This is a genomic window from Flaviaesturariibacter aridisoli, from assembly GCF_004343705.1.
In the GTDB taxonomy this organism is placed as follows: Bacteria; Bacteroidota; Bacteroidia; order Chitinophagales; family Chitinophagaceae; genus Flavisolibacter; species Flavisolibacter aridisoli.
This window is the reverse complement of the sequence record NZ_SKFH01000053.1, coordinates 1-14,563: the sequence shown is the minus strand read 5'-3', so window position 1 is coordinate 14,563 and position 14,563 is coordinate 1. Positions and strand designations below refer to the sequence as shown.

Sequence of the window (14,563 nt, the reverse complement as noted above, 5' to 3'; positions counted from 1 at the left end):
TGAGCGCTGTTTTTGAAAAGTCTTCCGACACGGAAGGCGAGCCCGTAGACACCCGCGAGCTCTATGCCCAGATCGGGCAGCTCCGCGTCGAAAATGAGTTTCTAAAAAAAAGTTGCAGGAAACTGGGGATCTGACGACGCGTGCCTCACTGGTGCAGCCCCGCTCCAGGAAGCTGTCGGTACGCCGGCAGTGCGCCCTGCTGGCGGTGAACCGCAGCCGGATCTATTACAAGCCGCGCCCGGAGAAGCCCGAGAATCTGAAAATGATGCAGCTCATGGACCACCACCTCTTGGAACACCCAACCGAAGGGGTCTTATCGGTGGTGCACCTGCTGCGCGACCGTGGCTATCCGGTTGGTCCAAAGCGCGTCCGGCGGCTGTTCCGACTCCTGGGTCACCAAACCATCTACCGCAGACGAAACCTCACTAAAATGGGCCAGAAGGTGTTCATAAAGCCGTATTTGCTGCGCGGGCTGGATATCAGCCGGCCCAACCAGGTATGGTCTACCGACATCACCTATATCCCGATGCGGCGGGGCTTCATGTACCTGACGGCTATCATCGACGTGTATAGCCGCAAGATCGTCGGATGGGGCATCTCCAACTCACTGGCGGCGCGCTGGTGCCTGGAGGTGCTGCAGGAGGCGATCGCGGAGCATGGAGCGCCGGAGATCATCAACTCTGATCAGGGCGTTCAGTACACCTGCGCCGGCTGGACTCAGTACCTGGAAAAGAACAGAATCAATATATCCATGGATGGAAAAGGACGGGCAACGGACAACATCTGGATCGAGCGGTTCTGGAAGTCACTGAAGTATAATCACGTTTATCTGAACCCTGCAGAAGATGGAAATGAACTTGTAGAAGGCGTCGATCGATACATCAACTACTACAACCAAAAGATCCACAGCACCACCAAGCAAAAGCCAAACGATCGATATCAACAGAAAACAAAACTCGTATCACTCAAAAACAACCTGGAAACAAACACACTTATTAACTTAGCATCCTGACCTTTTGGTCTCAATAAAGGGGAGTATTATAGATCGCGATCTTGACGATCAGAGCATTGAGTTCTGGAATAGTCTTTAACAGACTCTAATCGATCTAATATTTCCAATCCGTATGCGCCACAGGCAGCTTGTTCAACTCCTCCCGATGTAGTCGCCACTTGGGCATGTGCTGGTTCATCAGGGCCACAAAGCGGTCGTTGTGACTCCGCTCCAGTAGGTGTATCAGCTCATGGCATACGATGTACTCCAGGCAAATCGATGGCTTCTTTGCCAGCTCCAGGTTAAGCCAGATACGCTTTGAAGCCACTGTACAGGTTCCCCACTTGGTGCGCATCTGTTTAATACCCCAGCTGTCACATCTAACCCCGATCTTACGCTCCCACTTTGCGATGAGCTGAGGAAGCTGCTTCTTCAGCTGGACTCGGTACCATTCCTTCAACAGCTCGCCGCGTTGCTCCAGTGTAGCATTGGGACGAACCTGCATCTCCAAGAACTTAGTTCCTTTTAGCAGAACCTGCTGTACCCCCTTGGTCTCCACGACGCGCAACTGATAGCGCTTCCCTTGGAAATAATGCGATTCTCCCGACACATACTCCCTCGGGGTCTCTCTGGGTTGGGCTTCAAAGTTCTTCACCTGCTTCTTTATCCACCCCAGTTTGGAGATGGCAAAGAGCCGAACCACGTCTGCGTCGGTGGTTTTTGGCGCGGCCAGCCGTACCCGCCCTGTTGGTGGGTATACAGCCAGGTGCATATTCTTAATGTCCTTACGGACAACCTCGATCTCAAAGGGGCCTACGGATATGGTTGAATTAGTACTCACTCTGTGCTTTGATGATCGCCATGATTTCATTTGTCTTTTCTGGGTCTTTCAAGACTTCCAGCACGGCAAGCCGCACTTTTTTCTCCCTTATCCCCCCGTCCCGCCAGCCAGCGTTCTTGGTGTACTGAACCGCATCATCAACAGCAAGGCTCAACTGCTCGTCTTGCTCAAGGTTATCATACAGCGCTTTCTGAGCCGAAGTTTTCACTGACGTAGGGTAAGAGCTGGTGGCACCTGACTGAGACACATTCCTTGCCAGCTCGGTGATCTGCTTCAGGTACTCCTGGTAAGCAAGGGTCTCCGCCCTGCGCTGCTGGATCAGCTCGTCGAGCAGCCTCGACATCTTTTCAAAGTACTTCGGGTTGGTCTGAGTTTCCTCTATGATCACCTTCCGTACGTTGTTTTCGATGGTCTCTGCCACAGAATCCTGCTTCTTTCGGCGCTGGGTGGCATCCGTAGCTTCTACCTCTGCCCCAAGCTTAACAATCAGGTCCACCAAGGTTTTGTTGTCAAGGTCGCTGATTTTCTTACTGCTTTTGGCATCGAGGTACATGTCCATGAGCTGGCGCATACCTGGCTCGAAGCGCTTTAGATCAACATAGTCGCCGCTGGCCAGCTTGATCACGTCCCGAATATCTGCATAGTACTGCACCTGCTCCTTGATCTGGTCGGCCTCCGATTCCGTGAAACCTGCCTTCACCATTTCGTTGGCGAGGTTAGCATAGGCCCGTATCAGGGCAACAACGGCTTTATAGAAGGTTACGCGCTTCTCCTCCGTCGCCTTGAGATCGGTGGGATCCTCGGTATTACCGCAGAAATAGCGAATAAAGCTGGGTTCATTCCAGGGGTGAACAGGTTCACACATAGCGATGACCGTCTCCAGGGCTGTCTCCAGACGCTCCTTACTGGCGGCGTAGCGGTTAGTGAGCAGGCCCTTTACGTCGTCCTCGTCGTATTCGTCAAAGGCCCCCGAGGTATAATCCTTGATAGACTGCGTGAGGCTGTTGAACAGGTCTTTATAGTCAATGATATAGCCGTACTCCTTATCCTCGGTATCCACGCGGTTCACGCGGCAAATGGCCTGGAACAGCCCATGGTCCTGCATCTTCTTATCAATATATAGGTAGGTAGCTGAGGGAGCGTCAAAGCCTGTCAGTAGTTTGTCCACCACGATCAGGAGCTTCATCTTGGCGGGTTCCTTGATAAACTTTGTCTTGGCCTCTTCCTCAAATTGCTCGGTGGTCTTGCCGCCCAGCATCTTGGTGTAGATCTCGTACTTGAGCAGGTTATCGGTAAGGGAGCCTTCGCCTGTTTCCTCGCCCTTCATGTCAGCATGGTGTGGCTGGTAGCTCGTAATAATAGCGCACTCCTTCAACCCAGCTGCCTGGAAAAGCTCATAGTACTTACAAGCCTGGTAAACGCTACCAGAAACCAGCATAGCGTTTCCTTCGCCTGTGGACAGTCGGGGCTTTATCTTAAAATCCTTCACAATGTCGAAGACAATCTTTTCCAACCGCGATTTGCTGCCCAGTACCTTTTGCATGGTGCCCCACTGCTTTTTAAGCTGCGTCTTGGCCACATCGTTAAGTTCCCTGGTCTCCGCATCAAACCATTCGTCGATGCTTTGCTGGTCGGTAACAAACTGTTCCACATCCCGCGCTTCATAAAGCAGGTCGAGCACTATGCCGTCTTCTACGGCTTCGTCAAATTTGTAAGGGTTGCCGATATAGGGACCGAACACCTCAATGCTCTTTTGCTTGTCTTTTTTAAGCAAAGGAGTTCCTGTAAAGCCGATGAATAGGGCGTCGGGCAAAATTAACTTCATGGTATCGTGCAGCTTACCCGACTGGGTACGGTGGCACTCGTCCACGAAAACGTAGATGTCACCCTTGGCCTTGAAATCCTTTCCCAGGTACTTTTTGAGGTCCTCGATATAGGCATCATAGTCACCTTCCTCGGAATTGCGGCCAAATTTGTGCACCAGGCTGCATATAAGCCACTCCTCTTTGATATTGAGGGTTTGGAGCAGGTCTCTGCCGCTTTTGGTACGGTAGATCTTCTCGCTCACCCCGATAAAGTTCTTTTCAATCTGGTCGTCGAGCTCCTCGCGGTCGGTGATGATCAGCACACGGGCATCCTGGATGTTCTCGCGGATCCATTTGGTGAGCCAGACCATCGTCAGGCTCTTGCCGCTGCCTTGGGTGTGCCAGATGATACCGCCCTTGCGCTCGGCAATACGCTGCTGGGCCGCTTTAATGGCGAAGTACTGGTTGGGGCGACAGAGCTTCTTGGTGCCCTTGTCGAACACCACATAGTCGTGTATTAGCTCCAACAGTCGCCTCTTCTCACACATCAGGGCCAGGTGCTTATCCAGCAGGTAATCGTAGTGGCGAAGACTTTCTTCCTTCCATTGGAGGTAATACTTCTCGCTGGTTTCAATGGTGCCATAGCGCAGTCCCTGTGTATCATTGCCCGCCCATACCAACTGCATGGTGCCGAAGAAATGGCGTATGAACTCAGCTTTCTGGTTATCCAGGTTCTGCCGAATACCTTCCGATACGCCCTTCGTGCTCCGCTTCAGTTCCACCACCCCCACCGCAATACCGTTTACATAGAGTACGATGTCGGGGCGCTTGTCGAATTTCCCCTTCACGGTTACCTCTTCGGCCACGGCAAAATGGTTCTTATCGGGTTCTGGCCAATTTATGAACCACACCCGCTCGGATAACTGACCCTGCTCTTCGACAATGGATACACCGTAGCGCAGCATGTTATACACCTGCTTATTGGCCTCATATAGACCGTTAACCATATTGAGCGCTGCTGTGGTGAACTTGTGGATGGCCTTCCGCGCCAAGGTGTCGGAATAGCCCTGCGTTCGGGTCAGAAAACAATAAAGGCTATATTCCTCAATAGGCTGGGTGCGTGAGCCGCTCTCCCAGTTTCCGAGGTATTCGTATTGTAGCTCCTGCTCAAACAGCTGGATCACACGGTTTTGGGTAGCGCGTTCCGACTTGCCAATGTTTGTTAATGATGCCATACTTTTTGCCAGCTTTGATAGATAAAGTTTCTGAGAGGCTTCGGATCACCAGGATTCGTTTCCTTGTAATCGTCCATGTGGAATCGGGCATTCTTAGAAGGTGTCAGCAACATCTTGAAATTTACCTTTCTGTCTAAATGGCTCTGAGCAAACAGTCTTATTTTATCCCATTGCTCATCGAACAACTGAATGCCAGCTTGCCTTGTTAGGTAAACATTTTTGATAGAGGTGTAGCGGCATAGAATGCCAGAGATATCGGTGAAATCAAAGTCGTGGAACCGAGTGGCGATATCTAAGTCGACATATCCTTTCAGTACTGTGTCGTGCTTACCCTCCTCTGCATCATTAATGCAGGAAATCATATCAGTCAGGGCTACCTTTTTTTCTTTGCAGAAATCTTTCCAGTGGCGAGCGGTTCCTTTCATAAGGCTCGTTTCAGGATCAAACATGCGCGGCAGGACATCCCAGAAGTAGTTGTTGCTGGTTCTGCCATAAAACCATTCTGCGCGATTACCTTTCGGCCAGGAAGGACTGAATGTGCCTATCATCAACTCGGTCGGATGAAAGTCAAGATTCTCAAGGTTCAGATCACATTGAAATTTATGAGGACAGGGCATTCCATTAACTTTTGAATAGTTTGAAGCTCACCTGATGACGGTAAAACTCGATATTATTAGTTACCGAGAGGGCACGACGTATGCGTAAGTCATCCGACAGGCCGATGATCACCCCCTTTACTCGCTGATCATCTTCTGCCAGCTCTTCTTTCACATAGCCCATATAGCGTTGAATTTGGCCTACGACGTTGTCGCTCACCCTGCCTTTCTTCAGCTCCACCACCAGAATGGTCTTTTTGTCTTTGCTGATGGCCAGAATGTCAATGGGACCTGTGTCGCTGGGGTACTGCTGGCCTACCAGCTCTCCATCCTCCTCATAGATGTCGTAGTCCCTTCCCAGCTCAGTCTGTTTCCAGTTCATCACCAGAAAGTCTTCAAGGTGCTTCTCCAGTGCGAACACCGAGGGATCTTCCACCGTTTCATCAGTTGAAATAAGGGTGACAGGCTTCTTCCCGCCAATCAGGTTCTCGATCTCCTCAGCATACTTTGTGATCTCGCTGCTGGTGCCAATGGAGCCAGTGGAGTTGCGTAGACTCTCACTCATAGCAGCCCGTTCAATCAGCGTTGGGTACCACTTTACTGTACGGCGGTGCGGTAGAATCTCGCCCTGGTGGAAAGAGTAGTTATCGAGCAATTCACCTACGTAATAGGCTCCTGCTCCGTTTGGACAGAGCACGATGTCGCTCACCTTTATGCCCTTGGCTACTGTCCAGAGTGCACCGCACGAAAGGCCAGCGGCAACCTTGCTTTTGCCTGGGTGCCGCTCCATCCAGATCGGAATGAAGGTCTGGTTGAACCGCCGCCAGTCCTCGGGGAGTTTACCTGTAAGGTCAATATCTGCCAGAAAATCGGTGCCAATGAAATTGCCCCTGTAGCATTCGTCGGCATAAAGGCTTTTCGCTCCCAGCATCACACGGTAGTAGCGTTTCATATCAGGCGAGTTTTACCCGTGAGGAGTTCTTGCATCATTCCCTGCTTTATTGCTTTGATCTTTTTCAGCTTTCGGTCTAAGTGCAGGACCTCTTTGTCCAAGTCGGATAAGATGCGACCAATTTCTATCTGCTTTTCGATTGGTGGAACTTTGAACTCGATTCGACCTAAGCTGAGCCGAGATATGCGTTTATGTGTCGTGCCGCCCACTCTTTCAATAACCTTTGAAAACCAGAAATCGGTAGTAAATAACTGCGACAAGAACTTTCTGTCAGAAAGTTTGGGATCACCTCGAAATATGGAAACATCCACCGAGGTGATCATTTTGCGTTCACCAATATTCGGTAGAATACAGGCTCTGCCTGCAGGCTCTGCCAGACGACAAATCAGAAGATCTCCCTCTACAATTTCCTTACACCCTAATTTGACGAATGAGTCGTCATTTATGTACTTTCTGCTCGCTTTGTCAATGAAGTACCCAACACCAATATTACCCGTTTGCACTAATCTAATACCTCTGTCTGTGATGTACTCGGATTCAATCCAATCACCGTCATCAAAATTTTGCTTTTTACCGTCAGAAAGTTTGGATAGAGAAACTACGCTCCAGCTATGGTCTGGTGTTAGCAATTGTTGCATAGCCCCTTGCTTGATCGCTTTCTTCTTTGCAATGAGCTTTTTCAATCGGGCGATGAGGGCATCTGCATCACTAAGCGCATCTGCAATGGCTTTTTGTTCTGTGAGAGTTGGAGGAAGTACTATTGGAAGCAGTTTCACCAGGCTGCCTGTATAGCTTTGCTGCTTAGTTCCTTGACAGTATTTAAACGCGAACTCATTTCCATATCTAACATAGAAATGAAAGAGATATTCAGTCAATGACTTCCCTTTGATTGGGTATAAAGCCATACATGACTGATTTGTGGTAGCATTGATGCCAGTGATGGCGCAACTTCCTCGCGTCCCAGCAGCTTCCAAACCAGTAATGGCCATCAAAAAAGTACCCTTGGGGATTATCTTCAGATTCGTGCGAGAAACAGCCTCATTAGTTATCTTCTCGTTAGTATCAAGTATTTGGTTGTATTTCAGTTCCCCACTCGTAATCCATGGAATACTGCCTTTGTAGTATCCAGGATTCCCTCGGTAAGGCGTCATTCCGCTACTGAATCCAGTAAAAACATCTCCGAATTTACATTCGACCCAATCTTCAGGGATTTGCCCAAGCTCTGTCTTCTTGTATTGGATTTCGACTAACTCCATACTAATCCCATTTTTTGCAGGTGATCATTTACTTTCTCTTCCAGCTCCTTAGCTGCTGCATCCAAATCGCCCAGCGTTTCATCGTAGCGTTCGCCCAGCTCTTTTATACGGGCTGTGAGGCGCTGTGAGATTGCATCCAGTTCGCCCTGTATATGGGTGCGGAGTGTAGTCATCCACTTGGCTTCAATCACCAGTTGCTTTACATCGGCTTCGGTGAGTTTTTCATATTGTCGGAAAGCTAATTCGTCCAATTCAGCAGCCTGGGCTTTCAGTTGCTTGCTCAGGGAGCCTGCCTTGTCAAAGAGCTTTTCTGCCGTTTGCAATAAGGTATAGGCTTCCTTTTCGCTGGGGTCGCCTTTGATCTCCTTCAGGCGGCTGCTCACCGTAGCCTTGGTGAGTCGTCCCTTGTCGTTGGCGGCATCAGCCAGTAGGCCCTCTTCACCCGCATGCTCTTCTTCGAGGCTGGTAATCTCAACTTCGGTGGCTTCCAGCTCGGCCTCCAGCTGCTGGATAGCCTCCTGTCTGTCGGCAAAGTACTCGTTCACGATGATGCTCTTAGGCAGGAGGTCGCAGGTCCAGCCTTTTACGATTTCCTTGCCCTTGGCATTCTTCTCCACGACTCTGCGGGTTCGGGCCACCCAGCCGTCTTCAACCAGCATGTACACATCGTCTTTCATCACTTCGTTCCAGTAGTTCATCAGGTGCTGGTAAATGTCGTAGCGGTCCACCAGCGCCTTTCCTTCGTAGGAGTTCAGCAGCTTTTCGGAGATGTCGTGAATCAGCTTTTTCGGCTGGGTATTGCCATTAATGCCTTGTAGCGTGGGAGTGACAAGCGTCCTCCAACCCTCGAAAACGGTATCAAGCTGCTGGCTGTAGGCTTTGAACTCGGGGTGGCTGTAAATGGTCTCCTTAACCGCCATGTTTCCTACTTTGAGGCAGCTGTAGCCTTTCCGAAGAGGTTCAAAAAGAGTGGTCTTCAGATTTGGATACACGGTCCAGTAGGGGTTTAGTCCCTCCACATCTCGGTTAGGGATGCCTCCGTTGAGGTGCGCATCCAGGTCCTGGATGTCCTCTTCCTCTTGTGTATCAATGTAACGGGGGATGTTGAGGTTGTATTCGTTCTTCTCAATCTCAGCAAAAGGCACAAAACGCGACAAACGGGCCACTTCCTTCTGATTGTTGAATACGTCCACTATTAGGTGGATATCCTGCTCTCGAAGGCGGTTTTTGTTGCCATCCTTCAAAAATCCTTTACTGGCATCGATCATGAAGATCCCCTTGCGGGTGTCGGCATGTTCCTTATCCAGCACGATCACACAGGCGGGGATCCCCGTTCCGTAAAAAAGGTTTGCAGGAAGGCCAATGATGCCCTTTATCAGTTTGCGCTGGATGATGTTGCGGCGGATGTCGCCTTCAGCACCGCCACGGAACAATACCCCGTGTGGCAGGATCACCGCGCCCTTGCCCTTGCTGTTGAGACTGGCGATGATGTGCAGCATAAAAGCATAGTCGCCGTTCTTTTCGGGCGGGATTCCATACTCACGGAAGCGGTTGAACTCGTCGTTCATGGGCGAGATGCCGTTGCTCCAGCTTTTGGTGGAGAACGGCGGGTTGGCCACCACAAAGTCAAAGCGCATCAATCGGCCCTGCTCGTCTTTTGTCTGGGGTTGAGCGAGGGTATTCTTTCCATAAATCCGAGCCTCGGGGTTGCCATGCAGCCACATGTTCATGACGGCCAAACCCTTGGTGGCGATATCCATCTCCTGGCCGTAAATGGTGAGGCCGCGTTGTGATTCCTCTGCCACCTTGAGCAACAGGGAACCCGATCCGCAGGTTGGGTCATACACCGTGTAGGAAGGCTTGTCGGCCCGATGTACGTCGATCACCTTCGCCAGAATCCGAGAAACTTCAGCAGGGGTGTAGAACTGGCCTTTACTCTTCCCCGACTGGGTCGAGAACTGACGCATCAGGTATTCGTACGCGTCACCGAGGATGTCGTCGTCTTCGGCGCGGTTATTTTTGAAGTCGAGCGCGGGATTTTCGAAGATGGCGATGAGTCGTGTTAGACGGTCCACCTTCTCCTTGTCGGACCCCAACTTGTTGTCATCGTCGAAGTCGACCAGTTCGATGGCCCCTTCCAGACCGTTGGCGGAAAAAAGAGGTTTGAGGATCTTTTTGTTTATTTGTTCGCCGATGTCGGTTCGGCCTTTGAGCGCCACCATGTCCTCGAAAGTGGCACCATCGGGTACTTCGATGAGGCTGTTAGCCTTGTGGCTGTATTTGTCGGACACGTACTTTACGAAGAGCATTGTAAGCACGTAGTCTTTGTACTGGCTGGCGTCCATGCCGCCCCGTAGTTCGTCGCAGCTGGCCCAGAGGGAGCTGTAAAGTTCTGATTTCTTAATTGCCATGTTGCCGTTCGGTGTTTTTGTTGGAGATCAGTAAGTCACGCACGTCTACATCCAGCACGTGCGCCATCTGGTACAGCAGCTCCACAGACGGTTGCCGCCTGTTTTGGGCGTAGGAATTGACCATGTTGAATGATTTGCCCAATTGGGCGGCCAGCCAAGTCTGGGTCAGTCCTTTCTGTTCCAGGATGCGTTTGATGGTGTTCATGCGAATTGGCGGATGAGGTTCAAACTTAGCAATAATATCTCATGAAATGAGAGGGCATGTCTAAGAGCTTCGAGAGTTACTTTGGCAAGTGTCGCATCAACGTGCAATTTCCTACGCTGGCGGAATTTGGGTGATTGAATTATAGGCAGATTGGATGTGATTAGCTCATTTGTGAGCTACTCTCCTAACGATGACCCTCCATAGATATAGGGGTATCCCCTCCACCTATTTCTCCCCACCCACCGCATGTATGAGATCAAATACAAAAGAGGATCATCGGAAAAATTTTTTTTTGAATTTTACGTTGTTGAAAGTTGACCTTCAAAAACATGGGCACTGCGAAAGAAGCTCGTTTGGTAGGTGAGCTTAAAACAATAGTCAGCCAACTTTATTTGAATATTGAAATGGACTATTCAATAGAAGAGATTTACTTGATGTCAGGGCAATTCGACAAAGTAGTAAACGTCACATTCAAACATGATTCCGAATCACAGAATCTTTATGGTGAGCATATTACTGGAGAATTTATTTATACCCCGAAAGAACGAGCAGAGCTACAGCGCTTAGTCGGAGCCGCTGATGTACCCTCAACAGATGGTTATGTCAAGTTCCATGAGATATTGAAGTACTTACCTGAAGAAAAGCGTCAATTATTGCGCCGTACTGGCATCAAAGCATCTGACATACAGCAGATAATTCAGCGAAATACACCAGGTGTAAATCACTTTGCCAGCACTGAAACGAGATCACTCCCTAAACCAATTGAAATTAAAGTGGACTTCAGTGATGTAGATGAGGATGCAATGACGATCAGCACCTATAATATGATGCTTTCGTCTGGGTTTAAACTCACTCCCGATGAAGCTGATCAGCTTCACGCAGCCATGCTCAAACAACATGGCGACTCTTTGCATCCAGAAAAATACCACGATCTTTTCATAGACAAAGAAACGGGAAAAGTGAAAGAGAGTATCCGATTCCATGTTTTAGAAAGGAAGTATTATTCGAATCAAGGACTTACAGAGGAGGAAAACAAGGAATTCATGGAAATCTGGGATCGGCGCCTTGAGAAACGGATGGAGCAAGCCTCCAAAGAACTTGAAAGGGCTACCGAAAACGTGAAGGACTTGTACAAAAACAACCCAAAGGTATTGAGGATCATACCAATACTTGTATCAAGATTTCGCGAAGAACGATTAGCGCATTCACGTTTTCCAGTATGGTGGGATTTCGAACGTTTCCTTCACATTTACCTCAGACATGTGAATGAAACCCAAGTCGGGGAAAGGTTTGAGCAAAAAACACCATTTCAGTATCAACTGAACGAGGTCAAAGATCTCATCAAAAACGTCCTTGACAAACTTGAAAAAGAAATTGACGCACACTTCATGGCTAACCCAAACAAAGACTTCAAACGCCAAGGCTCAATGAGCGTGTACCACGATGGCGATTACTACACCCTACACATCGCGCCTGATGGTAGGCTTATGACATTTTACAAATCCACAAATAATGGCGAAGTAGACAACTAAGCTATATTTGGGTCGCAAATGGGTCGCATTTAGGTCAAGGTTCCGCTTATAACCAGATATAACTGGCTAATTTATAAGGGGGTTGGCAAAGCCCAGCGCACTTGCATGGGGTGCAAGGGGTCGCTGGTTCGAATCCAGTCCACCCGACGAACAGAGAGAGCCTCAGACGAAAGTCTGAGGCTTTTTATTTCAGCGTCAGCCCGGTAGCGCATCCCGCCTTGGGCGGGAGGGTCGCGGCGCCGGAGCGCCATCTACCCTTCGAACGAAACGTGCCTTGGACCCATTTAACCCTTGTCTCAGCAAAACCTATCCGGAGCAGAGAAATTTACTGCAACGAGCATGCGGACGTTCGGTCTTTTCCTGTTCAAATCAAAAGTAGGAAACCGGGCTTGCGTCGCCCTCAAAACCGGCCTGCCGGCTCATCGGTAGGGGTAAGTCGGCATAATATTTCGGGCTATAGCTAAGGTGTCTCATAGGGCTGCTCTCCTGCCTCTTGCTTCGGAACGGATCGGTTTCGCAACCGACTCCGGCGGAGCTTACCGCGTTGGTGAAAGAGACCCACATTGAAAGTGCTGATCAAAAATATGGTTTCCGCCCGATGCCGCTTTTTTGTAAAAGCGCAGCTGGAGGCGCTTGGTCTCCACCACGACGGCGTGGAGATAGGCCATGCCGAGATCCGCGACCCCGTTACACCGGCCCAGCTGGAAGCGCTCAACAACTGTCTCAAAGAAGCCGGGCTCGAACTGACCAAAGACAATGGCAACCTGCTGGTGGACCGCATCAAAAAGGCCGTGTTCGACAGCATCCAACTGTCAGCCGAGCCACCGGTGCTCAAATTTTCCGAATTCTTATCGAGCAAGCTGCACTACGACTATTCCTACCTCTCCCACCTGTTTGCCACACGCGAAGGCACCACGCTCGAGCACTTTACGATCGCGGCAAAGATCGACATGGTGAAAGAGCTCATGCTCCTGGAAGGACTAACGCTCACCGACATTGCTGACCGCATGTTTTACAGCAGCGTGCAGCACTTGTCGGCCCAGTTTAAAAAGGTCACCGGGCTCACGCCCACCGCGTTTCGCAAAAAAATGGAAGCCATGCAAAAGGCGCCGAACTGCCGGAGCCGAGCTATAAATTCTATAACTATTTCGCAGAATCGCGTAACGAAGTAAAACAAGAAAGGGTGCACCTTCACTTTCCTGGTCCAAAGAGATCACCGTCTGACTAAACCCTGCACTCCAAAATTTCGTGTATGCACTATCCCTTCATACCTAAACCGACCCTTGCCGTCCGTCCATGTGTGCATTCGCCTCCCGCTGCCGGCTACACAAACCGTCCGTCTGTCAAATAGCACCAAAGCCGTCTGCTTTATTGGATACTCAGGTATTGCCGTCGTAAACTTCTGCAATTCGTATACCTGTATCCATCCGCCTACGATCCACTAAAAAAACAAAGCCCCGAGATTGCTCTCAGGGCTTTTGTCGGGATGACTGGATTCGAACCAGTCCCGCCGCTGGCGGGATCCCGAACGAAGCGCCCCGCCGGCGGCGGGGCTACATCCCTTTTAACAAGCTTTGAAAAGCAGCTCCACCTTTGAATGCCTTGATCTGACGCTCCCGGAGCAAAGCAGCCTGCTTGTTGCTGAAACGCTCCACATATACCAACTGAAACGGTATCCGGTTTTTTGTAGATCGTTGGAAACCGGCATTATGAAATGCAAGTCTTGCCGCAACATCGGAGGTAGCGCCGATGTAAAAACGATTGTCTTTCAAACTTTGCAGGATGTAAACAAAATAGTCCACAACGCAAGTTCGATACCACCCGTTAAAATACCCTGTTGAAAAACACAGACCGAATTGGGAAAATTCCCATCAAAAAAACAAAGCCCCGAGATTGCTCTCAGGGCTTTTGTCGGGATGACTGGATTCGAACCAGTCCCGCCGCTGGCGGGATCCCGAACGAAGCGCCCCGCCGGCGGCGGGGCTACATCCCTTTTAACAAGCTTTGAAAAGCAGCTCCACCTTTGAATGCCTTGATCTGACGCTCCCGGAGCAAAGCAGCCTGCTTGTTGCTGAAACGCTCCACATATACCAACTGAAACGGTATCCGGTTTTTTGTAGATCGTTGGAAACCGGCATTATGAAATGCAAGTCTTGCCGCAACATCGGAGGTAGCGCCGATGTAAAAACGATTGTCTTTCAAACTTTGCAGGATGTAAACAAAATAGTCCACAACGCAAGTTCGATACCACCCGTTAAAATACCCTGTTGAAAAACACAGACCGAATTGGGAAAATTCCCATCAAAAAAACAAAGCCCCGAGATTGCTCTCAGGGCTTTTGTCGGGATGACTGGATTCGAACCAGTCCCGCCGCTGGCGGGATCCCGAACGAAGCGCCCCGCCGGCGGCGGGGCTACATCCCTTTTAACAAGCTTTGAAAAGCAGCTCCACCTTTGAATGCCTTGATCTGACGCTCCCGGAGCAAAGCAGCCTGCTTGTTGCTGAAACGCTCCACATATACCAACTGAAACGGTATCCGGTTTTTTGTAGATCGTTGGAAACCGGCATTATGAAATGCAAGTCTTGCCGCAACATCGGAGGTAGCGCCGATGTAAAAACGATTGTCTTTCAAACTTTGCAGGATGTAAACAAAATAGTCCACAACGCAAGTTCGATACCACCCGTTAAAATACCCTGTTGAAAAACACAGACCGAATTGGGAAAATTCCCATCAAAAAA

Annotated in this window: 13 protein-coding genes; 3 read left to right on the top strand and 10 right to left on the bottom strand. The window is 49.8% G+C overall.

Annotated elements, in window-relative coordinates; genetic code table 11:
* The first annotated feature begins 112 nt into the window (after positions 1-112).
* A complete protein-coding gene (locus tag E0486_RS17715; protein WP_131853767.1) occupies positions 113-1,012 on the top strand; it encodes an IS3 family transposase in 900 nt (299 codons plus the stop codon).
* 94 nt (positions 1,013-1,106) lie between these two features.
* On the opposite strand, the gene E0486_RS17710 is transcribed toward E0486_RS17715, so the two are convergent.
* Genes E0486_RS17710 through E0486_RS17680 form a run of 7 tightly spaced genes read right to left on the bottom strand, consistent with a single transcriptional unit; the run spans position 1,107 to position 10,292 of the window.
* Positions 1,107-1,763, bottom strand: coding sequence for a M48 family metallopeptidase (locus E0486_RS17710; RefSeq protein WP_207906289.1), 657 nt, complete (start codon positions 1,761-1,763; stop codon positions 1,107-1,109).
* Positions 1,764-1,821: 58 nt separating this feature from the next.
* A complete protein-coding gene (locus E0486_RS17705) occupies positions 1,822-4,872 on the bottom strand; it encodes a type I restriction endonuclease subunit R (protein WP_131854262.1) in 3,051 nt (1,016 codons plus the stop codon).
* Entirely contained in the window at positions 4,860-5,489 is a 630-nt protein-coding gene (locus tag E0486_RS17700) for a hypothetical protein (protein ID WP_131854260.1), read from the bottom strand. The genes E0486_RS17705 and E0486_RS17700 overlap by 13 nt, the downstream gene beginning before the upstream one ends.
* Before the next feature lie 4 nt (positions 5,490-5,493).
* Positions 5,494-6,420, bottom strand: coding sequence for an endonuclease NucS domain-containing protein (locus tag E0486_RS17695; RefSeq protein WP_131854258.1), 927 nt, complete (start codon positions 6,418-6,420; stop codon positions 5,494-5,496).
* On the bottom strand, positions 6,417-7,676 hold the full coding sequence (locus tag E0486_RS17690; protein ID WP_131854256.1) for a restriction endonuclease subunit S: 1,260 nt from the start codon (positions 7,674-7,676) through the stop codon (positions 6,417-6,419). Before E0486_RS17690 ends, E0486_RS17695 begins: the two co-directional genes overlap by 4 nt.
* Entirely contained in the window at positions 7,667-10,087 is a 2,421-nt protein-coding gene (locus E0486_RS17685) for a type I restriction-modification system subunit M (RefSeq protein WP_131854254.1), read from the bottom strand. Before E0486_RS17685 ends, E0486_RS17690 begins: the two co-directional genes overlap by 10 nt.
* Positions 10,077-10,292 carry a helix-turn-helix transcriptional regulator gene (locus tag E0486_RS17680; protein WP_131854252.1) on the bottom strand — a complete coding sequence of 72 codons (216 nt, stop codon included), beginning with the start codon at positions 10,290-10,292 and terminating at the stop codon, positions 10,077-10,079. Before E0486_RS17680 ends, E0486_RS17685 begins: the two co-directional genes overlap by 11 nt.
* A gap of 329 nt (positions 10,293-10,621) precedes the next feature.
* On the opposite strand from E0486_RS17680, the gene E0486_RS17675 reads away from it, so the two are divergent.
* Together E0486_RS17675 and E0486_RS17670 are read left to right on the top strand one after the other, a co-directional pair.
* On the top strand, positions 10,622-11,824 hold the full coding sequence (locus E0486_RS17675; protein WP_131854250.1) for a hypothetical protein: 1,203 nt from the start codon (positions 10,622-10,624) through the stop codon (positions 11,822-11,824).
* 584 nt (positions 11,825-12,408) lie between these two features.
* On the top strand, positions 12,409-12,996 hold the full coding sequence (locus tag E0486_RS17670) for a helix-turn-helix domain-containing protein (RefSeq protein WP_131854248.1): 588 nt from the start codon (positions 12,409-12,411) through the stop codon (positions 12,994-12,996).
* A gap of 381 nt (positions 12,997-13,377) precedes the next feature.
* Here the strand turns inward: E0486_RS17670 and E0486_RS17665 are convergent, their stop codons facing one another.
* The 3 genes from E0486_RS17665 to E0486_RS17655 all read right to left on the bottom strand — a co-directional run bounded on the left by E0486_RS17665 (position 13,378) and on the right by E0486_RS17655 (position 14,486).
* Positions 13,378-13,626 (bottom strand): GIY-YIG nuclease family protein, encoded by a 249-nt coding sequence (locus E0486_RS17665; RefSeq protein ID WP_165917320.1) that lies wholly within the window; start codon positions 13,624-13,626, stop codon positions 13,378-13,380.
* 181 nt (positions 13,627-13,807) lie between these two features.
* Positions 13,808-14,056, bottom strand: a complete 249-nt coding sequence (locus E0486_RS17660) for a GIY-YIG nuclease family protein (protein ID WP_165917320.1) — start codon at positions 14,054-14,056, stop codon at positions 13,808-13,810.
* A gap of 181 nt (positions 14,057-14,237) precedes the next feature.
* Complete coding sequence (locus E0486_RS17655) at positions 14,238-14,486, bottom strand: GIY-YIG nuclease family protein (RefSeq protein WP_165917320.1); 249 nt, start codon at positions 14,484-14,486, stop codon at positions 14,238-14,240.
* Positions 14,487-14,563: the final 77 nt, after the last annotated feature.

Coding starts and splice junctions, on each gene's coding strand:
- E0486_RS17710 (WP_207906289.1), bottom strand. CDS start 1,763: ATGCACCTGGCTGTATACCCACCAACAGGGCGGGTACGGCTGGCCGCG.
- E0486_RS17705 (WP_131854262.1), bottom strand. CDS start 4,872: ATGGCATCATTAACAAACATTGGCAAGTCGGAACGCGCTACCCAAAAC.
- E0486_RS17700 (WP_131854260.1), bottom strand. CDS start 5,489: ATGCCCTGTCCTCATAAATTTCAATGTGATCTGAACCTTGAGAATCTT.
- E0486_RS17695 (WP_131854258.1), bottom strand. CDS start 6,420: ATGAAACGCTACTACCGTGTGATGCTGGGAGCGAAAAGCCTTTATGCC.
- E0486_RS17690 (WP_131854256.1), bottom strand. CDS start 7,676: ATGGAGTTAGTCGAAATCCAATACAAGAAGACAGAGCTTGGGCAAATC.
- E0486_RS17685 (WP_131854254.1), bottom strand. CDS start 10,087: ATGGCAATTAAGAAATCAGAACTTTACAGCTCCCTCTGGGCCAGCTGC.
- E0486_RS17680 (WP_131854252.1), bottom strand. CDS start 10,292: ATGAACACCATCAAACGCATCCTGGAACAGAAAGGACTGACCCAGACT.
- E0486_RS17675 (WP_131854250.1), top strand. CDS start 10,622: ATGGGCACTGCGAAAGAAGCTCGTTTGGTAGGTGAGCTTAAAACAATA.
- E0486_RS17670 (WP_131854248.1), top strand. CDS start 12,409: ATGGTTTCCGCCCGATGCCGCTTTTTTGTAAAAGCGCAGCTGGAGGCG.